This is a genomic window from Cognataquiflexum nitidum, assembly GCF_022538055.1.
Classification (GTDB): domain Bacteria; phylum Bacteroidota; class Bacteroidia; order Cytophagales; family Cyclobacteriaceae; genus Cognataquiflexum; species Cognataquiflexum nitidum.
The window spans coordinates 1-21,392 of the sequence record NZ_JAKZAM010000040.1; the positions used below are offsets into that span (position 1 = coordinate 1).

At 38.7% G+C, this 21,392-nt stretch carries 20 protein-coding genes; 15 read left to right on the forward strand and 5 right to left on the reverse strand.

Annotation, left to right across the window (positions count from 1 at the left end):
• The first annotated feature begins 289 nt into the window (after window positions 1–289).
• The 8 genes from MMU07_RS19655 (at window position 290) to MMU07_RS19690 (ending at window position 4,986) form a co-directional block, all read left to right on the forward strand.
• Window positions 290–601, forward strand: a complete 312-nt coding sequence (locus MMU07_RS19655; RefSeq protein ID WP_241128317.1) for a hypothetical protein — start codon at window positions 290–292, stop codon at window positions 599–601.
• A gap of 307 nt (window positions 602–908) precedes the next feature.
• Window positions 909–1,064, forward strand: coding sequence for a lmo0937 family membrane protein (locus MMU07_RS19660; RefSeq protein WP_241128318.1), 156 nt, complete (start codon window positions 909–911; stop codon window positions 1,062–1,064).
• A 132-nt stretch (window positions 1,065–1,196) separates the two neighbouring features.
• Window positions 1,197–1,421 (forward strand): CsbD family protein, encoded by a 225-nt coding sequence (locus MMU07_RS19665; RefSeq protein WP_241128319.1) that lies wholly within the window; start codon window positions 1,197–1,199, stop codon window positions 1,419–1,421.
• Window positions 1,422–2,086: 665 nt separating this feature from the next.
• On the forward strand, window positions 2,087–2,647 hold the full coding sequence (locus tag MMU07_RS19670) for a helix-turn-helix domain-containing protein (RefSeq protein ID WP_241128320.1): 561 nt from the start codon (window positions 2,087–2,089) through the stop codon (window positions 2,645–2,647).
• A gap of 89 nt (window positions 2,648–2,736) precedes the next feature.
• Complete coding sequence (locus MMU07_RS19675; protein ID WP_241128321.1) at window positions 2,737–3,087, forward strand: cupin domain-containing protein; 351 nt, start codon at window positions 2,737–2,739, stop codon at window positions 3,085–3,087.
• 672 nt (window positions 3,088–3,759) lie between these two features.
• Window positions 3,760–4,185 carry a hypothetical protein gene (locus MMU07_RS19680; protein ID WP_241128322.1) on the forward strand — a complete coding sequence of 142 codons (426 nt, stop codon included), beginning with the start codon at window positions 3,760–3,762 and terminating at the stop codon, window positions 4,183–4,185.
• A gap of 43 nt (window positions 4,186–4,228) precedes the next feature.
• Window positions 4,229–4,471 carry a hypothetical protein gene (locus MMU07_RS19685; RefSeq protein ID WP_241128323.1) on the forward strand — a complete coding sequence of 81 codons (243 nt, stop codon included), beginning with the start codon at window positions 4,229–4,231 and terminating at the stop codon, window positions 4,469–4,471.
• Between the two features lie 41 nt (window positions 4,472–4,512).
• Entirely contained in the window at window positions 4,513–4,986 is a 474-nt protein-coding gene (locus MMU07_RS19690) for a hypothetical protein (protein ID WP_241128324.1), read from the forward strand.
• A 386-nt stretch (window positions 4,987–5,372) separates the two neighbouring features.
• Here the strand turns inward: MMU07_RS19690 and MMU07_RS19695 are convergent, their stop codons facing one another.
• From MMU07_RS19695 to MMU07_RS19715, 5 genes are all read right to left on the reverse strand, one after another.
• A complete protein-coding gene (locus tag MMU07_RS19695) occupies window positions 5,373–6,473 on the reverse strand; it encodes a BamA/TamA family outer membrane protein (protein ID WP_241128325.1) in 1,101 nt (366 codons plus the stop codon).
• A gap of 393 nt (window positions 6,474–6,866) precedes the next feature.
• Window positions 6,867–7,934, reverse strand: a complete 1,068-nt coding sequence (locus MMU07_RS19700) for a formylglycine-generating enzyme family protein (protein ID WP_241128326.1) — start codon at window positions 7,932–7,934, stop codon at window positions 6,867–6,869.
• Window positions 7,935–8,072: 138 nt separating this feature from the next.
• Complete coding sequence (locus MMU07_RS19705; RefSeq protein ID WP_241128327.1) at window positions 8,073–8,534, reverse strand: hypothetical protein; 462 nt, start codon at window positions 8,532–8,534, stop codon at window positions 8,073–8,075.
• A gap of 38 nt (window positions 8,535–8,572) precedes the next feature.
• On the reverse strand, window positions 8,573–9,175 hold the full coding sequence (locus tag MMU07_RS19710) for a hypothetical protein (RefSeq protein ID WP_241128328.1): 603 nt from the start codon (window positions 9,173–9,175) through the stop codon (window positions 8,573–8,575).
• A gap of 4 nt (window positions 9,176–9,179) precedes the next feature.
• Window positions 9,180–9,818: a DUF4136 domain-containing protein gene (locus MMU07_RS19715; protein ID WP_241128329.1), complete on the reverse strand. Its 639-nt coding sequence runs from the start codon at window positions 9,816–9,818 to the stop codon at window positions 9,180–9,182.
• Between the two features lie 956 nt (window positions 9,819–10,774).
• Here MMU07_RS19715 and MMU07_RS19720 point away from each other — a divergent pair.
• From MMU07_RS19720 to MMU07_RS19750, 7 genes are all read left to right on the forward strand, one after another.
• Window positions 10,775–11,929 carry a helix-turn-helix domain-containing protein gene (locus MMU07_RS19720; RefSeq protein ID WP_241128330.1) on the forward strand — a complete coding sequence of 385 codons (1,155 nt, stop codon included), beginning with the start codon at window positions 10,775–10,777 and terminating at the stop codon, window positions 11,927–11,929.
• Window positions 11,930–12,038: 109 nt separating this feature from the next.
• Window positions 12,039–14,159 carry an alkyl/aryl-sulfatase gene (locus tag MMU07_RS19725; RefSeq protein WP_241128331.1) on the forward strand — a complete coding sequence of 707 codons (2,121 nt, stop codon included), beginning with the start codon at window positions 12,039–12,041 and terminating at the stop codon, window positions 14,157–14,159.
• Between the two features lie 201 nt (window positions 14,160–14,360).
• Complete coding sequence (locus MMU07_RS19730; protein WP_241128332.1) at window positions 14,361–15,608, forward strand: BamA/TamA family outer membrane protein; 1,248 nt, start codon at window positions 14,361–14,363, stop codon at window positions 15,606–15,608.
• 137 nt (window positions 15,609–15,745) lie between these two features.
• On the forward strand, window positions 15,746–16,552 hold the full coding sequence (locus tag MMU07_RS19735; RefSeq protein ID WP_241128333.1) for a DUF2490 domain-containing protein: 807 nt from the start codon (window positions 15,746–15,748) through the stop codon (window positions 16,550–16,552).
• Window positions 16,553–16,720: 168 nt separating this feature from the next.
• Window positions 16,721–17,890, forward strand: coding sequence for a helix-turn-helix domain-containing protein (locus tag MMU07_RS19740; RefSeq protein WP_241128334.1), 1,170 nt, complete (start codon window positions 16,721–16,723; stop codon window positions 17,888–17,890).
• 228 nt (window positions 17,891–18,118) lie between these two features.
• Window positions 18,119–19,948, forward strand: a complete 1,830-nt coding sequence (locus MMU07_RS19745; RefSeq protein WP_241128335.1) for an alkyl sulfatase dimerization domain-containing protein — start codon at window positions 18,119–18,121, stop codon at window positions 19,946–19,948.
• Between the two features lie 33 nt (window positions 19,949–19,981).
• Window positions 19,982–20,812: an alpha/beta fold hydrolase gene (locus MMU07_RS19750; RefSeq protein ID WP_241128336.1), complete on the forward strand. Its 831-nt coding sequence runs from the start codon at window positions 19,982–19,984 to the stop codon at window positions 20,810–20,812.
• Window positions 20,813–21,392: the final 580 nt, after the last annotated feature.

Consider the following 21,392-nt stretch of genomic DNA (forward strand, 5'->3'; position numbering starts at 1 on the left):
ACACAGGCTAAACCCAAAAGCAGTTACCAATTAAAAAACTTGAATTCCGGTTAATTAAATAGAACCTGAGTAGTTACCAATTATCATTTTTTAAAATAAATAACCCTCTACTATCAAATATTGCAAAATTGAGCCTACAGTGGCTAATTTAGATTACTTCTTTCATTATTTTGAATATTTCAATCATTATCTCTCAGGGCAATCTGTTAATTATGAAACTTTTGCTAAGTAAATTATAAGAGTTGTTATCTAAAATTCTGCAAAATTGCCATACAAATAAACATCAAAGATGAAAAGATTCAATCTGATTTTAATGCTGGCAATGGCTTTTGCCTTTTTCTCTTCTCCTTTAGTGTTAGCAGGGGACAAAAATAAAGAAGAGGCCAAACCCAAGATGTCTGAGGCCGAAATGAAGATTTTGGTGGATAGGCTAGAAGATATAAAAACAATGGATAGGTCCCTGATGGACAGAACCGAAAAAAAAGAACTGAGATCTGAAGTGCGTGAAATCAATGAAGAAATCAAAAGAAATGGAGGAGGAGTTTACCTTTCGATCGGAGCGCTTTTGCTAGTTATCATTTTATTGATTCTGTTGCTGTAATCAACCTGACCATGTAGGAATATTTCTTTCTGTATTAGTTCGGGTATTTGAAATTAAAACTTCAGGAAATCATTTTGATTATAGCTTTGAAAATTTCATTTACCCGAATTATTTATTTAACAATATAGCTATTCGCTCCTTTACCGGTAACCTGGCATGCTGCTTCTAACAAGTAGGAAGTCCCAAGTCAGATGTACTGTACATTTCAGTTAGTTGGTTAGAATCATTTGGAATTTCCATTTTTCTGTAATCAATCAGCATACATATGTTTAACAAACTCTTAATTTAATCCTTAACAACCAAAACCATGGGAAATCTCCTTTATATTATTGCCGTCATTTTAGTTATCATCTGGGCCATAGGCTTTCTTGGCTATGGCAGCGGTGGCATCATCCACATCCTCTTGGTCATTGCGATTGTAGTTGTTTTGCTGCGTGTCATCCGGGGAGGAAGTGGTATCTGATTAATTTTTGGAATTATGGCTTTTCACACGAGAAGTGAATTCTGTAAGCCTTATTGGTCACTATAAAACCCCTTAGGTCGGTACTTAGCCGACCTTTGTGTATAAAAAGAATTAACCTAAACCGACAAGCACATGGAATACAAAAAAAACAGTAAAAAAGAACCTTACCAAGTCTATGGAGACTGGGGTAGACAATCTACCCACCTGCAAGAAAAATTTCCGGAACTGACAGACGATGACCTCGAATTTGAAGAAGGAAAAGAAGATGAACTCATCAGGAGAATTGAAGTAAGGCTTAACAAAAATCACGAAGAGGTAGTCAAATTTCTCAGAATTGGCCATATGGCAACAGTCTGATTTTTTTGAAGACCCAAAGTGAGTTTAGAAACTATCCTTGGAAATATAAGCACAGAAATATCGTTTCTGTGCTATTTTTTTTTGTCTGTACGCATTGATGCCGGTATTTTTATCATTCGATTTAATTCAGGGAAAAACACTAAAATATCCGGTACTTCTGACTTCGCTCCGATAATGGGGTATTTCCTTCTGGTGGTAAAATATTGGGTTAATGGCAAAGAATCGGATAACCATTTTTTTTCTACCTAAGGAAATTATCATTACGAGCTTTATTGCACATTACAGAACAATTTATTGATTGGGAGCGATTAGCGGGCTTCGTGGACGATTATCCGCATCCCAAAAAAAGTCTTGTGAAGCCCAAATTGTACCAATGCGGATTTTGATATTGATTTTTTTGAGTATCCGCAATGTTGCACAATGTGCTATATAAGGTAGTATCGAATGCGGATATTCGTCCACAGACGACATTCCACTGTCCACTGGCTGTTGAATGACCCCTCCAACAAATTATGGATTGGCTACATGCAAGAAAGCGGATACACATAATGATTTTTTTAAAATTTCAACTTTTATCAAATAGAATGAGTAAATTACACCTACTCCGGCCACAGATTTCAGCTAATTAATTTTTTGAAAATTTAAGTTAACCAAACCTAAAGAGCTTGAAAATCTATATCAAATATATGGTCAGCCTCCGCTGTAAAATGATAGTCCAAATGGAATTGGAAAAACTAGGTATTCATTTTTTAAGTCTTGACATAGGGATGGTAGATTTAAAAACCGCAATGACAAGCTTACAACATGATGAACTCGTAGTCAACCTTAAAAAAGTAGGACTAGAGTTACTTGATGATAAGAAAAGTATCCTCATTGATAAAATCAAAAATGTAATTATTGAAATGATACATTACACTGAGGAAGTACCTAAAGTCAATTATTCGGTCTATATCAGTGAAAAGCTCGCTTATGACTATACCTATCTTTCCAATATTTTTTCAGATGTAAAGGGCATTACCATACAACAGTTTATTATTTTTCATAAAATTGAAAGAGTAAAAGAACTGATGTTGTATGACGAGCTCAACCTGACGGAAATCTCATATAGGTTAAATTACAGCAGTGTATCACATCTTTCCAACCAGTTTAAGAAAATCACGGGACTCACTCCTTCATTTTTTAAGCAGATGAGAAAAAACCGGACTGAAAAACTTGAAAATGTATGATATATGTAATTTTTACCATATAAACTGCAAAATTACATCTTTAATATTGTTGACATTTGTATCATAGCAATTGCAAAAAAGTTCAGAAGATGGAAAGAAAAGGTAATTTGGAACTTGCAAAAGGATCAGAACATGTGGTCACAGAAATCATCGAGTACCTTACAGATTCAGTTGTCAGCAAAAGGATACTAAGCAAGGTCACAGGTAGCGTCACCGCTTCGGCTTTGGATGTAGGGACTCAGGTTGAGGAAAGGATTTCCCATTTTGACAATTACATACAGATCATTGATGGTAGTGCAGAGCTAACGATAGATATCGAAAAATTCACACTCACTCGTGGACAGGGTATCATTATTCCTGCTAACTCCAATTATATTTTCAATGCTAACAAGCAGTTTAAGATGGTGTCTACAATCATCAAGAGCGGTTACGAAGATTAACTTTTTGATTGATTTCAGATTATTTATTTGTAGGTCAGCGACAAGCTTTGTTAGGTCACTGTTACTTTAGAGGTAAACATTGATCTTAGGCTATTTTTCTTTCGGTGGAATTTGTTTGGGTGAATTAAATGAGACCGATGCTTGCAGACAAATAGAAAATCACATTTTTTAATTTTACTTTTTTTAGAGTAATCTCAACATGGGATTACCGATAATCTATAAAATGTTTAAAAGTTTTATTAGGGCTTATAAAATGGTAAGAAAGGCAGGTCAACCTGTCTTTTCTTTTTTATACCCTGACCAAGATTTGCTCGTATTCAGGACGATACCCATATCTCTTCAAATATTCTGGGATTTTCTTCTTCAATGTTTGTGTCCCCAATGGCAGCTTTCTTCAATTTTGTCCCAACCTCTAAAAAAGGACATAGAAGAACGTGAAGACAAGTACTTTTGCGGACACACTATCCTTAACCTCCCAATAGGTTTGTGCCTTGAATATTCCTCATTTTTGAATTATCCATTCTTTAACCGCTGAGGTTTTTTTTTGGTTTTACCTCACTTTTTCCCCAATAAGTAATATCTGTAAGCTTTATAGTATAATCTATAATTATAAAAAAACCACTAAGCCTACCTTTGATAAAATAAAACCAACGAATATTTAACAAGAGGATTATGAAAAACATCAGATCAATTACTGTATTAATTATGCTGTCGGGATTGCTTGCCTTTGGATGTGAAGACTACCCCGATGGACCGGCTGTCAGCTTGGTTCCAAAAGCGGACAGGGTAGGCAATGATTGGAAAATAGCAGAGGCATTGGATAACGGAACCAACGTTACGGCCGATTATACGAGATACGAATTGGACCTAACCGAAAGTGGTGCCGCGACCCTTACGGCACAGTATACCTTGCTGGGCATGGAATATGACTTTGTGACAAACGGAGTCTGGATATTTATGAGTGATGAAGAAAAAATCTCTTTTGATTTTGACAACAACCTAGCGGATGGAATTTATGAAATTCTGAAGCTGGAAAGCAATGCCATGTGGCTCAAACAAGATGGCGGAACACTTGAACTGCATTTTGTCCCGAGATAAAATTCCTGATTCAAATTTTCAAACAAATTAAAAAATACGAACTATGAAAATTTCAGATTCAAATCCAACTGGATTGGTAGTCAGCAGCCTGCTGATGGTCATCGGTGCAGGCGCTATCATTGGCTTCTTTTTTCAAAAAAACAGGAATAATATAAGTAAGAAGAAAGTAAAGCAAACAGGTGAGTACCTTGCCAAAAAACTCAAGAAAGAAGGCAGGATCCTCAAAGACAAAGTAAAAAGTAGGTTAAATGCTTCCAAAACAGCTTTGGAAGAGGTTTCCAATTGAGATTTGATTCAAAAAATCATTCACCACTAATTTCCAACAAGATGAAAATCAAAACTAAAGTAAGCAGTTTGCTGGTAGTTACGGCGATGGCAATAGGCCTTGAAAGTTGCTCTAAGCCAATAGAGGAGAAAATGGATGATGCAGAATCTAAAGTCGAGGAAAAGCAGGTTGAGGTAGCTGAAGCCAAAGTGGACTTATACCAAGTCGCTTCTGATTCAGCCAACCAAGTCGCTGAATACCTGATGGTCACCAAAGAAAGACTAAAGGCAAATACCAAAAACCTGGAGGAGATTAAAAAAGGGTTTAGTTCCTACAAAACAGACCGTAAACTTGCTTTTGATGAGGAGTTGGCAAGTTTGATAAACCTAAATCGGGCACTCATAGCAGTGGTCAATGATACTCCGGCCATCCGAAGTTACACCTGGAAAAACGTCAGGTTGGAATTGAACCAACAAATGGACGATCTAGAAAAATCCATAGCAGAACTGAAGGAAAAGGTAACACTTAAACCATAGCAGTAATTAGTAGGGCTTAAGAACAGAATTAAATGGCAGGTTTTACCGGCCATTTTTTTTGTTTCAGGAATTATCCTGATTCTTAATTATTCACTCTTTGGTGGTGAAAACCTGAAATACTGATATTTACCATTCAAGAAGCTAAAGCAGTTGGCTATTAAGATCAAGCCTACACCATGACTGGATCTCATTCACCTTTCATAATTATGGTTTTTTAATTGTCTGTATCCTCCAAAGTTTGTGTCTTCTCAAACATTCTGAATAATTCATTTTTTATTGCATCTCGCTTCTTTAAAAACTCTCATTTACATTGAGGTAAAAGCCTGAATTTCCTTTCTGTCCCCATCCATAGTCTGCTGTGATCGTGGTACGGTTCTGTTTGTTGATCATGACGCGAAGACCCAATCCATAGCCTGGATAAATTGTTGAAAAAGTTTCTCATTTATATCCCGGTTGCTGAAGCTTGCGGCATTTACAAAAACTGTCCCACCAAAAGTTTCCTTGTTTTTTTGAAGTGGAAAGCGGTACTCAGCTTCGGTATAGGCCATGCTTTCACCACGGAATCTGCCCTGTGCATAGGCACGCCCTGATCTACCAAACATATCCCAACCTATGGAAGGAAGATTCATATAGGGCAGATTGCCTGTGACAAGAAAATTACCAATCCCCCAAAAAGCTATCAGGTGCCTTTTTCTTCTTTCACTCAGGTTGAAATAATGTCTATAATCCAACAATAGCGTACTGGAAGATTGGTCTGAACCTAGGAAAGTAGGATTGACCTTGTATGAAATGAGTGCGAAGTTTTTTTCATAGGGAGAAACAGCAATGTCTCTGTTTTCCATAATGGCATTTAAAGTAATTCCTGAAAGGGTGTACCTTTCTGTTGAAAATCCACGGGCAAGGTTATATTCGTCGTGGGAAAACTCTAAAGTAGGAGGGTTTTCTTCGTTTGTAAAACTATTGATCTTGGAGTGAAGGTCAAAATGATACCCCATGCCAAGGTAAAAATTTGACTCACCAATTTTTCGGAGTACAGTTTCATAAAATCTGATCAAACTAAAATCCATCTGTTGTTCTCCACGCCAAACTCCCGCTCGGGTAGGATCTTCTTCGGGTATGTTAGGTGCACTGCTTCCCAATCCAAATGTTGGCTGTGAGGTAATGAAATACCGCCAATCGCCTACCAGTATCCATTTGTTTTTATCTAGGAATATATTACTCCTCGAACTGAAGATCCATTGTTTTTTGGTGGTATAAAGAAAATTGCCTACAAGGTTAGACAACTTGGTGTCCGCAGGATTTCCCATATACCAAGTAGCAGAAGGGGCAAGGCCAAACATCCATCCATTGGCCGGATTGGAGCCTACAGCAGGGAGGGGTACCCACTTGAGGTTATTGATTTTGTTTGATTTGTAAATAGTGGAGTCCTGCGCATCTACATCAAGCAGAATAGCAAAAAATGCCAAAGTTAGAATTACAATCTTCATGTTCGCTTGAATTTGAGTTGTTGGATGGTTTTTAACCCTATATTCAAATATAATATATTTGCTTTAGGAAGTATCAGGCTTGTCCGATGGAAAATGAAAGGTAAATTCTATAAAAAATGAATATAGCTATAGGCTTCTTTACCGGTCACCCTGTATTTTATTTCACCGAAAACCGATCCGGTAATAAAACGGTGTAACGGGGATTTCAACCCGCAGACAAGGTTTAAAATGGATATCTCATCTAGTGGCATAGTTATATACATAGATTAAAATAAACTTACTTTTTTGTTGAATAAATGTGAAAGGCAATGGAAAACTTTGATTCAATGCGGTGTCTCATTATCCGAAATAAAACCAATTCTTTTTTATGAGTAAGGAATTCAAATGGGTGAATTATTTCTTATCTGCCACGCACCGAAAACCGACATTAGAAGTGCCGCTATCGTAAGCATGTCCTTGTCGGGCTGAAGGTCGGTAATTGATGCAATAATCGTCCGCACAAAGGAAAGAACCTCCTTTTATGACTTTTTCCATAGCATAAGGATTGTCGGGATTGTAGCATTTGCTGATGGCACTATCAAGTGCCGGAGCGTTTCCGGAGATTCTGAGGTAAGTTGCAGCATCAAACCAATCGCTTGTCATTTCCCATACATTGCCTATGATATCATAAAGTCCATAATCATTGGGAGGGAAGTTTTTGACAGGGGCTGTTCCCAAAAAACCATCTCTTCCTTCATTTGCATGAGGAAAATCCCCCTGAAATGTATTGGCCATAAATTGACCGTTTGGTTGGAAGTCGACACCCCAAGCATAACGCTGGTGGTCTTTCCCTCCTCTGGCCGCAAATTCCCATTCAGCTTCTGTAGGCAATCTTTTCCCCGCCCATTTGGCATATGCCTCAGCATCTTCAGCTGCCACATGTACTACAGGATGGTTTTCTTTGCCTTTGATATTGCTATCTGGACCTTCAGGATGCTTCCAATTTGCACCAATTACCCATTTCCACCAAAGGCTAAGGTCATTTGATTGGGTTGATACTGATTGGGATGGAGGAGAAAAAACCAAAGACCCGGGCTGTAAGTCCTCATCGGCAGGTCTGGGAGTCCCTGGAGGAAGCTGAAGTTTCATTTCTTCCCAATCGGGTATCCTTTCGGCAACTGTCACATATCCTGTTTCATCTACAAATCGGGCAAATTGGGCATTGGTCACTTCCGATACATCCATCCAAAAGCCTTCTACTTCTCTACGTACAGCAGGCCTTTCTACATGATAGGCCTCTTGTTCGTTGGTTCCCATATAAAATTCCCCTCCTTCTATCCATACCATTCCTTCTTGTGAAAAATCAGAGGATTGTTGGATTTCAATTTCACCTGTTTTTATGTCAGACTCCTTTTGATTGCAGCGTATAAGTAGGAAGACAACTGAAAATAAGAGAAGAGTAGTGTCAGGAAATTTTTTCATTATGGGATTTCAATTTGAATAAATAAAGGTAGGGCAGGGAGTTAATAATAGCAATATCTTGTTTTTACCAACAAAAATTAAAAAAACCTGCTCTTTTTATGAAGAACAGGTTTTGTTAAAATTCAGTATATCAACAAATTAGATCTCTCCAATGAAAGGAATGCTTTCTGTTATGGCAAGAAGTATTGTATTTTGAATGTAGCTTTCTAATTGTACAAATTTTGCTGCATTGATTGCACCGATCTCTTTTTTGATTTTTTTGTAATGTTTTGCACCTAAGGCTGTAAGACTAGCGCTGTTTTTCATTGCTTTCAAAGCGATTTGGTCGGCATCGGTCTCTGATAGGTTAGGCAATTTTTCTAGGTATTCATTGATGATTAAAATTCTATTCTTCATCAATCCCCTTCTTTCAACTTCATAGGCTTCATAGACAGTCCAAAATCCTGATTCAGCAGGAAGAGCCATATACTGTTCTACCAAGGCACGTTTTTCCATGCCAAAGGCTGACTGGATCAATTTGATCTCGTCGTTGATCTGCTGGGCGTTACTGATGAAGGGCAATGCAAAAAGCATCAGCGCAAAGAATAATTTGGTTTTCATAATTAAGGTTAGGTTAAAGTTTAAAATTTGACTGTAGTTTATTTACCGAAATTTAGCATTACAAATCCTAGGTTAAAGCCAAGCATGGACTGTGCCTGCATGACATTACTCTCAAAAGTCTGGTAATATTTTGTAGAAAGCTTGATCCCGACATAATCACTCAATTGATATATGGCTCCGAGTTCAGGTCGGATGATAAATTGACGTGCTTCGATTTTATCAACAAATATTCCCATACTTACAGTTTGTGTATTGATGGCGGCACCTGCTCCCATTGCTACAAAAGGTTTGAATGGTTTGGTGGCATTGAAAACATAAATGAAAGAACCCATTATAGGGGTAAGCTTCAGGTACCGGTACTGAGTCCCATGAAGTGTAGCTGAGCCCCTTTCAAATATTTGGTCAGGAACCTGCTCAAAAAAGTTCATCGTTCCCAATTCAACACCATAGCCAGTTTGATTTGCGTTCATTTTGTAAAATTCAAAATTGGCACCCCTTCCTGTTAAGGTCTGGGTAAAATCTGCGGTTTTTCCAACTGGTAAGGCCGGGGCAAAATTAATCTGGATCATAGAACCCTGCCCGTAAGTCGGCAGCGAATATAATCCCAAAACTATCAATGAAAGATATATGTACAATTTCATGAGATCACTTTTGAATATAGGGAGATTGGATAAAAGCCTGATTGATACCTGCAACGGATCTTTCAGTGTTGTTGGACTGTGATCCTGTTAGGGCACCGTTGACAATCACCACCCAATTTACCTCAAGCTGGTTGGTCGCAGACACATTTTTCATATTGACCATTTGGATCAACAAAGATCCGGTAGATACAGAACTGACTACTAATGGCTGGTATCCGGGATAAAGCCATCCCAATCCTGAACCAAGATTGGGAATCCACCAATCCCAAAACCACCAATTGTAATTGAACAAGAGGGAGTTGTTTTCAGGGAAAGATGGAAGTAAGATGTAGTCAGGATTGTCAAATTGACTCACTTGGGTGAAACCCCTGGCAAGCATATTAGTCCTGATGGCTCCAAGGATACTTCTTCCCACAGCAAAGTCGAGAAAAGGTGGCTGCTGACCCGGACTAATAGGGGTTTCATTGACAATCACGACGTTTTCGGGAATTGCAAAAGTGGTTCCCTGCGCAAAATCAAAATCAGGATTGAAATTGGTATATACTACATCTAGTGTGGTAGCATCTTCAGGAAGTCCTGGTGCACAACCAATTGAAGTGAGTAAGCCGAAGACAAGTACTAAAGAAGGTAAATTGAACCTCATTAAATATAGAAAATTTTAAATAATAAAAAGAGTGCTTCAAAGGTATGAATAGTTTTTTGGAAAAAGCAAAAGAGCAAAATTTCTGATTGACTTTCCTGAAAACATTGTTGGAAAATTGGCAGGATAACAAGCGATAATTATGAATTTAAAAATTACAAGTTGAATTTATACAAAAGAGACTTTGTATGGGATCATGGTTTTGAACTCGAGCTTTGCTGGGACTGATCAATACAAAGAGAATTGAAGGATACATCAAATTGATGATTTCCAAAAAAATATTCGCACTTGGCAATCGGACAATTTCCCAAATACAGCAGTTTCAATAATTACGATTTGTTTTCTTTGGGATTCAAGCAATTCAAAGAAATCTATCCTTCCTTCCATTACAAAAGCCAAAACAAATAAACTGTAAATGCTTTCAACTTCTTTAAATTTATTATAAACAGCAATGAGTAAATCCACTTCAATCTACTTAGCCAAATATTTAATAGACTGGGAAAGATTGGCTGGTACGTTTGTAATGAAGTAGCAGCAAGGCATAGACTCTATTAAAACCCAATATGAAGTCATGTAAGTACATGAATTTTTAAAAAGTTTGATTTTTTGTAAGAAGGACCATTCTGTGAATAAAGATTTTCTTATTCTTTTTCAGTTTAGAAGTTTTGAATTAGTAAGTAAAATGAATTTTTTAAATTTTTTGAAAATTAATGATAAAGGCAGCCGATTGGGTCTTTATTTTATTCCTATCATACTTCATCAATATGCTATAAATCCCTTTACTATCGATGCTTTTGTTTTTACGATTTAGGTATTATTTGATGATTGATTTAGTATATATGCATATTTCCTAAGGAGGGGGTTTACATAAATTTTTATATTTTTTTTACCAAATTTTGATAACTTAATGAGGAAAAGGAATATATTAGAATTATTAAATAATATTATTAATTTATTTTATGGAAATAACATCAGTAAGCTTATTCTTCCTTTTTTCGATGTTTATAGGTTCTTTGGTCGGTTTGGTTTTGATTTATTTTGGATTCAAAAAAAACCGACATAACATCTTACTAGGCATCAATTTTTTATTGCTTACTTACATGTCTTTGATCGTATGGCTTATCACTACAGGATATTTCTATCATTTTCCATCATTATATAGAACGGGTAATTTAGTTGCATTCTTGTTTATTCCATTGATGTATATCTATATCCGAATGGTTTTGACCGGAAGAGGAATTACTAGGGAAGACCTCATTCACTTGCTTCCCTTAATGGTGTTTATTATTGATTTTTGGCCGGTATATATGCTTGGCAATGATGAAAAGTTTTTGTTGATCCAATCAGAAATTTCCAATCCGGTTTTGTTTACAAGTTTTAGCCAGAGCCGTTTCTTTTCTTTCGATTTTTATACGCCATTTCGATCGGTCCTTTTGTCTTTTTATTGGATGTTTTCCGTTATCTTAATCTGGACTCATGGCAAAAAACAAGATGTAAAAGGTTTTGCCAAAGCGTGGTTTGCATGGATTAAGATTTTTTTGGGATTAGAATTCGTAGTTTTTTTTCCCTTCCTTTTATTCTTTTGGGCGATTGATCCCTTGACCAATTTTTTTATGGTTCATCTGACGATAGTGATTTTGACTTTGGGTACAGGTTTGTCTTTGGTATTTTCTCCCAAAATTCTTTATGGAATGGACGAGCAGCTATTTGAGGAACAAAAAGTTAAATCCAAACATGAAAAGAGTGATAGCTTATCTGAACAAAAGGTTAATGAAATTGGATCAAAACTTGATATTATTTTAAAAAACGATAAAAAATTTCTTCTTCAAGGCTATTCCATACATTCTATGGCCTCAGACACAAATATTCCTGTTTATATTTTAACGATGTATATCAACCACCACCTCAAAACCAATTTTTCGGATTTGATTAACCAAAATAGAATAGAGGAGTCCTGTAGGCTTATTGAGTCAGGTAAGTTTGAGCATCTGTCTTTAATCGGTTTGGCAGAAATTTCAGGATTTAGCAATCGAAACTCATTTACTCTTGCCTTTCAAAAATTTAAAAGTGTATCTCCTTCAGTTTATATCAAATCTTTAAAGTCAAAACCCTAAAATCAATCTCGCCAATTTTACGTAAAGATTGGCGCTTATTTTTTTCAAATCTTAATTGTTTTTTTTTCTGTGATTATATTTAGTATATAATCTTAATGATAAAAATTCTATGAAAATTATCAAAACTAAAACTGTTTTTAAACCGTTGATTTTTCTTTTTTTAACGGTTTTCATTCTTAGCCAAATCAGTTGTAATAATCAGAGTTCTGAAACTTCGGACCCCGGATCTTCAGGTTCTGATTTGACGGTAAGTGACCACTTTGACCCGAAGGGGAAAGGTCCTTCCAAACACACCTTAGCAATTTGGGAAAATTGGAAAAAAACTTTGCCTTTCGAAGATTTAAGGGATTATGAAGAAGCTCAGAAAGGCTTTATTGCCGCACCGGACTTCAGACAGATTAAAAATGCTGAGGGTAGGGTTATTTGGGATATTGGCAGGTATGATTTCCTTTTAAATGAGCAGGAATATCAGACTATTCATCCATCCTTGCAGCGGATCGCAACGCTTAATATGGGTTATGGTTTGTATAAAGTTTCGGATGGTATCTTCCAAGTCCGTGGCTTCGATTTATCCAATATGACCTTGGTTGAAGGAAAGACAGGTTGGATTCTAATTGATGTGTTGACTACTAAAGAAACATCGGCTGCAGCCTTAAAGTTTGCCAATGAGCAGTTGGGAGAAAGGCCTGTCAGGGCGGTGATATATTCTCATACTCACGCTGACCATTTCGGAGGTATAAGGGGAGTGGTCAATGAGGAAGATGTTATTGCCGGAAAAGTGAAAATCATTGCGCCTGAGGGATTCATGAACTTTGCAGTAACAGAGAACGTGATTGCAGGGAACGCCATGAACAGAAGGATTTTTTATCAATATGGTGTGCTTTTACCGGTTAGTCCTTACGGGCACGTGGACCAGGCTTTGGCCAAAAATGTTTCTTCCGGTGTGCTGGGATTGATTCCACCTACTATTTCCATCAGTAAACCTGTCGAGGAACTTATGGTGGACGGAATTAGGATGATCTTCCATAATACACCTAATACTGAGGCTCCTGTTGAAATGAATACTTACATCCCAGAAAAAAAGGCATTGTGGATGGCAGAGAACGTAACTGCCACGATACATAACATTTATACCCTAAGAGGTGCTTTGGTTAGGGATGCTTTGACTTGGTCCAAAAAGATTTCTGAGGCACTGTATATGTTTGGAGAAGAAGCGGATGTAATGTTTGCCTCACACCATTGGCCAAGATGGGGCAATGAAAGGGTACAGGGAGTCCTACGTACACAGCGGGATACCTATGGACATATTCACAATGCTGTATTGAACCTGGCAAATCAAGGGGTAACTGTCAATGAAGTCCACAATGTATACGAAGTGCCCGCAAGCTTGCAAAAGCAATGGGCAGCAAGGTCATATCATGGCTCTGTGGAGCATAACAGCCGTGCTATTATCAACAGGTATTTAGGCTATTGGGATGCCAACCCACTTACTTTAATACCAATGCCGGAAAGAGAATCTGCACCGTTATTTGTAGAAATGATGGGCGGTGCCGGACCAATTATCGAAAAGGGTAAGGAACTTTTCGAAGAGGGAAAGTATAAGCACGCAGGAGAGCTTTTAAATAAATTGGTATTTGCAGAACCGCAAAATCAAGAAGCCAAAGACCTTTTGGCTGATTGCTATGAGCAGATCGGATACCAACAAGAAAGTACAAGTGTCAGGAACAGTTTCTTGGCAGGAGCTTATGAACTCAGAAATGGAATTCCGACCGGGGAATCACCAAAATCTGTTACTCCTGATATTATTCGCGCTATGAGTACTGAAACCTGGCTGGATTTTCTTGGTGTCAAACTCAATAGCAAAAAGGCAGAAGGAATTGCCTTCAAGATGAACATCATTACCCCTGACAACAATGAAAAATTCTTGGTTGAACTCAGCAATTCCACCCTTTCAAACCTTAAAGGGTTTACAGCAAAAAATGCTGATCTTACTCTAACCTTGAATAGGTCAGACCTTAATATGGCTATGATGGGTATCAAAAGCTTCGAAGATTTACTAAAAGAGGGAAAGGCAAAAGTTGATGGCAATCCAAAGATTCTTGCCCAATTGGTAGGCATGTTGGATGAATTTGATCCGAGATTTGAAATCCTTCCCGGTACAAAAAAGGAAAAGTACCAATCTTCAACTTCTGATGCAGGATTTGATGCTCCTGCCTTTATTGAAGATTGATTTTTAATTCAATTTCAATTCTAATATTTCTTAGGAAATAAAATCATTTCCTAAGATGCATACATGATTCATTTTAGGAAATCATTTAGAATTCGAGCATTACCTTTCTTGCAATGATTGCTTTAATAGGTGCAATGTTTCCTGAAATCCCAAATCCATAGCCTCTATATTTAAATTGTTTAAAATTATACTCCTAAAAAAATGAAAAATACCTTTAATGTCGTATTGTTAATTGGCTCTCTATTTTTTAGCCCATTGGTTATTTTTGGCCAAGATGCGGAGAAAGCTGCTGGGAGCGATGAAATCAAAGAAAAAAAGGAAAAGAAAGTTGATGTAGCTTTTCTACCCGTAATTGCTGCGAATCCAACAGTTGGGGTTTTGTTTGGTGTATTGCCGGGCCTTAACTGGAACATGGGTGATGAGTCAAATACACGAAACTCCACTGCATTGATAGGCCTTTACTATACCACCTTAAACCAGCTTTTTACCTCCGTCCGCGCCAATGCCTTTACCAAAGAGGATAGATTCAATCTGTTGACTGACATCCGTTTTAACCTCAATGCACAACCCACTTATGGTTTGGGGTCGGTTTTGGATAAGAGCACATTGGTAGGAGGAAACGATACACCTACTGACAATCCCTATCCCGGTTTTCAAAAACAGGAAATGATGTCTTTCAATAATTTCAGGTTTTATCAAACCGTCCAAAAAAGGCACAAACAGACCAATCTGTTTTATGGAATTGGTTATCATTTGGATATCTTTTGGAACATTGATGACAAGCAGCTTGACCTTGATGCCGACCCACAGAGAATTACCCATCATTACAGGTATCAAGAATTGAAAGGGATGAATACTGAAAAATATTCTCAGTCAGGCCTTTCAGCAAACGCCACGTTTGATAGTCGGGATAATGTAGTAAACCCCTATGTCGGACAACTCGCCGCTATTTCCTTAAGGGCTTTTCCGGAGTTTTTGGGAAGTACCACCAATGCATCTCAATTATGGATGGAATACCGAACCTATGTAAATCTGGATAAGGACCGCGCTCGTAATGTATTGGCATTTTGGACTTATGGATGGTTTGTTACAAGCGGGACTTCACCTTACCTTGCTTTACCTGCCATCGGTTGGGATATGTTTGCGCGTTCGGGAAGGCCATTTACACAAGGAAGAATAAGGGGTGAAGACCTCATGTATGCAGAAACCGAATGGCGTTTTCCATTGCAAAGAGAGAAAGACAAATGGGGCGGGGTATTGTTTCTGAATACCACGACGGCAAGCAGTAGAACAGAAAATATCAACTTATTCAACAACCTTGTCTTTGGATATGGCGGTGGCTTGAGATTTATGATCAATGAAAAGAAAAGGGTCAACCTTGGTCTTGATTATGGTTTTGGTGCAAACGGTGCACAGGGATTGTTTGTGAATCTCAATGAATACTTTTAAAAATTACAGAAATTTAAATTATAGTGTCAATAGTCAGTTTGATTTAGGAAAAAAAGGTGAAAAAGGTCTTTAGGTCAGCATACAAATTTCTGATTTGGATTTTTTTATTTGAGTACGCAAATCATTTTTCAATAGCTTTGAATATCCTGGGCAAAAAAAACACCAAATTGAAAATGGCCAAGAGGATGTTTTTCCCCTTTTTTATTTTTCTATTTCTAGGATTTCAAGTTCAGGCACAATCCAATAAACCGCAATATTGGTTTACTTATAACCACATCGGAAGGTTTGCTGACAGGTGGAGTTATGGATTTGACCTTAATCACCGTACCAACGGAATCATTCCTTTCAACTCAAGCCTTAGCGCTGCAAGGGTAGGCATGAATTACCATAGTAATACAGGATTCAGGATTACTGCAGGGTATGCCTGGTTTGGGACTTTTGTGCCCCAACAAGAACGTATCTGGCTGCATGAAAACAGGCTTTATGAACAGATTCAGTATAGCCACTCATCCGGAAAGATTAATTTCACCCATCGCATACGGATCGAACACCGATGGAGACAATTGTTTACCGATGCAGCTTTAGATGAAACCGTAGTGTTTCTCACAAACAGGTACCGCTATCTGATACAATTAGATGGCCCAATTCCAAGAAGACCTGATAGACAGACTTCTTTTCGTTGGCAAGTAGCCAATGAGTTTTTTATCCATAACAAGGAGGAAATAGGGTATATGCTTTTTGACCAGAACAGGACTTTGGCTGGAGTATTGATTTCGCCTTCCAAAACAGTCAGTTTGGCGGTACTTTACCAACTTATCTTACAGCAGCAGCCTTTTTTGAAAGAAACCCGTGCCATCAATTCCTTTAGGATAACACTTTTTCATCAATTGGATTTCAGGAAAAGGAAGACCATTATGGTGGAGGAAATACCGGTAATTGATTGACGGTTTTTTTGTTTTCCCACTTATAAGTGATGGATAAAATACCTGTTTAATTCTAATCAGGATTGAAGGGCTTTATATTTTCATCTTAGTGATTTTTTAAATTGGTTGAATATTCATTAATTGAAAAGTTATTCATCCGAATAATTTAAGCAGGGAATTCTCAATCGAATGGAAATAAGTTTTGATTTTATAACCTTGGTTCATTTGGTGGCGATAGTATTAGGGGTAGTATCCTCTGCCGTCATCCTTTATTTCGGTTTCAAAACCTTTCCCGCCAACCAGCCTTTAGGCCTTGGTCAGTTGAGTATTTCCTTGGGTCTTTTGGTGAGTTTTTCCCTGGTTTCCCAATTAATTGTCTATTGGCCTTTTTTGTATAGAACTGGACAGATTTTCGCCCTGATTTTTATTCCAATGCCTTATTTATATACGGTATTCTATACAAAGAAACGGCAGTGGCGATGGTACGACTTGTTGCATGCGCTCCCTTTATTGATTTACCTGGTTGATTATTGGGATGTTTTGTCCATGTCTTCGGCGCAAAAACTACTCCTCATCCAACAGGAAATCAATGACCTTGATGTCATGGCAAAATTTAACCAGGGCAAATTTATCGGTCCGGGTTTTCACCATATATTCCGTACGGTTTTGTTTAGTGCCTATTGGGTAGCACAAGTAATCCTTTTTGTAAAATGGGTCCGAAGTCAATCCTCAATAACTTTACAAAACAAGGTTTGGCGTAACTGGATGTTGGTGTTTCTGGGGTGCCAATTTTTCTTATGGTTCCCTTTTTACCTTTCTTTTTTTGGGTTGGATAATTATACTAACTACCAAATCATCGATTCCTTTTCAGTAATCTGGCTATTGCTGTCAAGTCTATCTCTTTTCTTTTTTCCTTCCCTGCTGTATGGGAAGCCTATTGGTGGTGGAGAAGGCATTTCTAAGTTGAACAAAGTGCTTATGAAAACCCCCATATCTGAGGGAGAGGAAAAAAAATTAGAGGAAGTCATGCGGTCGATGGAAACACATATGGATGAGAGTAGGTTATTTTTGAAGACGGGCTACACCATCAATGATTTTTCGAGGGATATCCATATTCCCGTCTATCTGATTTCAAAATGTCTGAATACTTTCAAGGGTTTGGGATTTGTGGAATATGTCAACCAAAAGCGTGTCCTATATTGCGTTGAAAAATTTAAAAATGGGGAATGGTCAAATTACAAAGTAGAAGCCATCGCCACTGAATGCGGATTTAGTAACCGCAATTCTTTCACCAATGCTTTCAAAAAATTCCTCGGAACCTCCCCATCTGAATACCGGGAAACTTTTCACAAGTCATAGGTTTCAATAATGGAAAAACTCAGCTGATATTTTTCAATATCAAGTCATTGGTATTCGCCATAATTAATTGAATTCATGCCATGACATTTAGCCTTTTGAGATGCCTTGACGTATTTTTGAGTTGGGCTGATCATTAAACATGCTGTTTAATGAGGTCAATTCACCATCTGGAATTTTTTCAATCCATAACCAATAAAACAAATCATAATTATAGCTCGAAAACATACCATGAAAAAACACCTTCTTTTAGTATGGATAGTGGCCGCCTGCCAACTTACCGTATCACAGGCGCAATCAACCCTCAACTATCCCGGCCGCTATATGGGCCAAGAGGAAGTACAGCTATTTACAGCACCCAATGGCGCGGTGGCAGATGCAGGATTTGCCAAGATATTGCAATTGATATACCCTCAACCGACCATTGAAAAGACTGCCGAAGGTATATGGGTGATTGGCGGATATTCTATAGCCAACTTTGTGGTGATTGAAACGGATGAGGGATTAATTGTTATTGATACAGGTGACTCGGAAGAAGAAGGGAAAATAATCAGGGAAGTTATCCGGGAAAACATCAGCAAAAAACCCATCATTGCTGCCATTTATACCCACTCTCACTACTGTTTGGGTACAGGTGCGCTAGTTGACGACCCCAAAACAGCTATCATTATCGGGCATAAAAAATTGAACGAAACGGTTCAGACGGCCTTGAATGCAGGAGGGGCTATAGCAGCAATACCCGAATTGGGACCGGTTTTGAGTGCAAGAAAGGCGATTCAATTCAACAATTTCCTTCCCGATACAGGTGAGGATGGTTTGCTTGGTGGAAGGATCCGCGACAAGAAAAACGCTTACTTACCTGCTAATAAAGTGGTTGAAAATGAAGAGATTGTTAAAATTGGTGGCATGGATTTTCAATTTTTTACAGAATACAAATCTGACGACTATAACCTCACCATTTGGTTACCCAAGCAAAAAGTAGTTATCAATAATTTCTATTGGCCGGGTATCCCCAATCTGTACAGTATCCGTGGCGCTTCTTACAGAGATCCGACGGAATGGAGAGATGGACTTCAGGTGATGAGGGATCTGAAACCGGAAAACATGGTGAACACCCATGCAAGGACAGTATCAGGCGCCAAAGAAGTTTTTGAAGCAATCTCTCATTATATGGATATGGTGACTTTGGTTTATGACCAATCCCTAAGAGGGGTCTTACATGGCCTGGGACCTGATGAGTTGCGTTACTTTGTGTACTTGCCCAAACACCTTGCTGATTTCCCCAACAATGCACAGGCTTATGGTGAAGTGCCTTGGTTTACCCCTGCTGCATTTTACCACCAAATGGGTTGGTTTGATAGGGATGTTTCTACCCTCCAAAAGTTGCCCCCGGTAGAAGAAGCTCAACGCACTGTCGCATTGATGGGAGGAAGAAAGAAGGTGTTGCAGGCGGCAAAGACTTCTTTTGGTAAGCGTGAACTGGCCTGGGCAGCACAACTTGGGAATTATCTTTTTACTATAGATCCCAAAGATGCCGAAACCAGAAAACTATTGGCTGATGTGTACAGGGCAATGGGCCAATCATCTCTGAGCATGATCGGCAGGACATTCTTTTTAAGTGAAGCGAGGGCACTCGAAGGCAAAGAACAGCTTCCTAGGGTAGTTCCCCCGAAGCCTGAAAATATTGCGGGAAAACCCACTTTTTTTGTGAATATGTACCGGGTGCGGATTGACCCAAGGAAATCAGAAAACACCGAGAAGATGTTGGTGTTCAATTTCTCAAACGGAACCACGGCTGGCTTACATGTGCGAAGAGGCATTGCCGAATTTGTTCCCAATCCGGCCAAACACTATAGGCCGGCTGATTTAACCTGTACAGTGGATACCAAAACATGGGCTGATCTTTATCTCAATGCCACCACTTTGGATGAAGCTTCAAAAAGTGGCGGGGTTAAAATGACCAAAGGAAGTCTGGATGATTTGAAGGCTGTGATGGATTTGTTTGACAAATTTGATCCGGCTAAGAACTATACGATTCCGGTGAGCGATACCGAGTTCTGAGGTGATTTCTTCTATAAAATAAGTTCTTAACGGATGAATACTTCCACCCAAAAATTAAAAATCAACGGCATCGAGCTCAATGTCCTGCTTGCAGGCCCTGAGGACGGACCGCCTGTACTCCTGTTGCACGGCTTCCCCGACGACCACACCGTGTGGCGCTACCAAATACCGGAATTGGTGAAAGCCGGTTACCGGGTCATCGCCCCCGATACTCGTGGCACGGGTGATAGTGAGCTTCTGCCGCACGTATCCGATTACGGGATGAAACACCTGGTTGCCGACCAAATTGCTTTGCTCGACTACCTGGGACTTAAAAAGGTCCGCCTGGTCGCTCACGATTGGGGCGCGATACAGGGATGGGCGCTTGTGCTTAGACATCCTGAGCGGTTCGATCGCTACATGGCACTCTCGGTTGGGCACCCTTGGTGTTACACCCGGGCAGGGTGGCAACAAAAGCAAAAAGGCTGGTACGTTTATTTTTTCCAAACCGGAGCACTGGCACGGTGGATTTGCAGCCTGAACGATTGGAATGTCTTTCGCCATTTTCTTCAGTTTGAGTCCGAATGGCCGCACATCAAGCAGCAATATTCTCGCCTTGGCCGTTTTGCCGCAGGGCAAAATTACTATGTCAGCAATCTAAGGAAATGGCACGCCGCACCGCCAACGCCTGCGCAAATCCCGGTTATGGGCGTATACAGTACCGCAGACATTGCGCTGGTGGAGAAGCAAATGACCCTATCGGAAAAACTATGTCCCAAGGGCTGGCGCTATGAGCGGCTTGAAGGAGTAGGTCATTGGATGACACTCGAGGCGCCTGCTAGGGTGACCGCGCTGATGCTGGACTATCTAAAGTCACCACTGTAATGACGAGAGAAACTACAAAAAACGGGTTGAAGATGACAAAACGAAGTATCGAGGATTTGAAGGTCCTAATGGATTTGTTTGACAAATTTGATCCTGTTAAAAACTTCACGGTTCCACCAACCGGGACTGATTTTTAAAAAAAAACAAAAAGGTGAACTGAATTATCAGCGAATGGCCTAAGTATCCTTAATTCTTGTGATTTTGTAGGTTGGTTTTAGAATTCTATAAGGGATTATTGCAGGAATTTTATTTCGGCAATAGTCCTTTTTTTTCAATCTTTTCTTTATGAAATTGATAGATTTTCTTGGATAGCCAAATTTGTATTTACTATTGCTCATTTGGCAACTTCACTTATTTTTATGAAAATTCAATTCTCTCATCTCAACAAGTAATTTGACCCCTAAAGGCATACTTTAGTACCAAATTAAGGTACTGAAGTAGGAGGGGAGGTACTCAAGGATTATCTAAAGAAAATTAAAATGACTTTCAAAAGGTTTTAAAACCCTTTTTACCTTTAAAAACGAAATGGTTAAAGAAATAAACTTATTTTGCCATCCTTACTGAAAACAAACATTTAGAA

Bases quoted from the DNA above. Each gene is read 5' to 3' on its own strand.
- MMU07_RS19655 (WP_241128317.1), top strand. From the start codon at position 290: ATGAAAAGATTCAATCTGATTTTAATGCTGGCAATGGCTTTTGCCTTT.
- MMU07_RS19660 (WP_241128318.1), top strand. From the start codon at position 909: ATGGGAAATCTCCTTTATATTATTGCCGTCATTTTAGTTATCATCTGG.
- MMU07_RS19665 (WP_241128319.1), top strand. From the start codon at position 1,197: ATGGAATACAAAAAAAACAGTAAAAAAGAACCTTACCAAGTCTATGGA.
- MMU07_RS19675 (WP_241128321.1), top strand. From the start codon at position 2,737: ATGGAAAGAAAAGGTAATTTGGAACTTGCAAAAGGATCAGAACATGTG.
- MMU07_RS19680 (WP_241128322.1), top strand. From the start codon at position 3,760: ATGAAAAACATCAGATCAATTACTGTATTAATTATGCTGTCGGGATTG.
- MMU07_RS19685 (WP_241128323.1), top strand. From the start codon at position 4,229: ATGAAAATTTCAGATTCAAATCCAACTGGATTGGTAGTCAGCAGCCTG.
- MMU07_RS19690 (WP_241128324.1), top strand. From the start codon at position 4,513: ATGAAAATCAAAACTAAAGTAAGCAGTTTGCTGGTAGTTACGGCGATG.
- MMU07_RS19695 (WP_241128325.1), bottom strand. From the start codon at position 6,473: ATGAAGATTGTAATTCTAACTTTGGCATTTTTTGCTATTCTGCTTGAT.
- MMU07_RS19700 (WP_241128326.1), bottom strand. From the start codon at position 7,934: ATGAAAAAATTTCCTGACACTACTCTTCTCTTATTTTCAGTTGTCTTC.
- MMU07_RS19705 (WP_241128327.1), bottom strand. From the start codon at position 8,534: ATGAAAACCAAATTATTCTTTGCGCTGATGCTTTTTGCATTGCCCTTC.
- MMU07_RS19710 (WP_241128328.1), bottom strand. From the start codon at position 9,175: ATGAAATTGTACATATATCTTTCATTGATAGTTTTGGGATTATATTCG.
- MMU07_RS19715 (WP_241128329.1), bottom strand. From the start codon at position 9,818: ATGAGGTTCAATTTACCTTCTTTAGTACTTGTCTTCGGCTTACTCACT.
- MMU07_RS19720 (WP_241128330.1), top strand. From the start codon at position 10,775: ATGGAAATAACATCAGTAAGCTTATTCTTCCTTTTTTCGATGTTTATA.
- MMU07_RS19725 (WP_241128331.1), top strand. From the start codon at position 12,039: ATGAAAATTATCAAAACTAAAACTGTTTTTAAACCGTTGATTTTTCTT.
- MMU07_RS19730 (WP_241128332.1), top strand. From the start codon at position 14,361: ATGAAAAATACCTTTAATGTCGTATTGTTAATTGGCTCTCTATTTTTT.
- MMU07_RS19740 (WP_241128334.1), top strand. From the start codon at position 16,721: ATGGAAATAAGTTTTGATTTTATAACCTTGGTTCATTTGGTGGCGATA.
- MMU07_RS19745 (WP_241128335.1), top strand. From the start codon at position 18,119: ATGAAAAAACACCTTCTTTTAGTATGGATAGTGGCCGCCTGCCAACTT.
- MMU07_RS19750 (WP_241128336.1), top strand. From the start codon at position 19,982: ATGAATACTTCCACCCAAAAATTAAAAATCAACGGCATCGAGCTCAAT.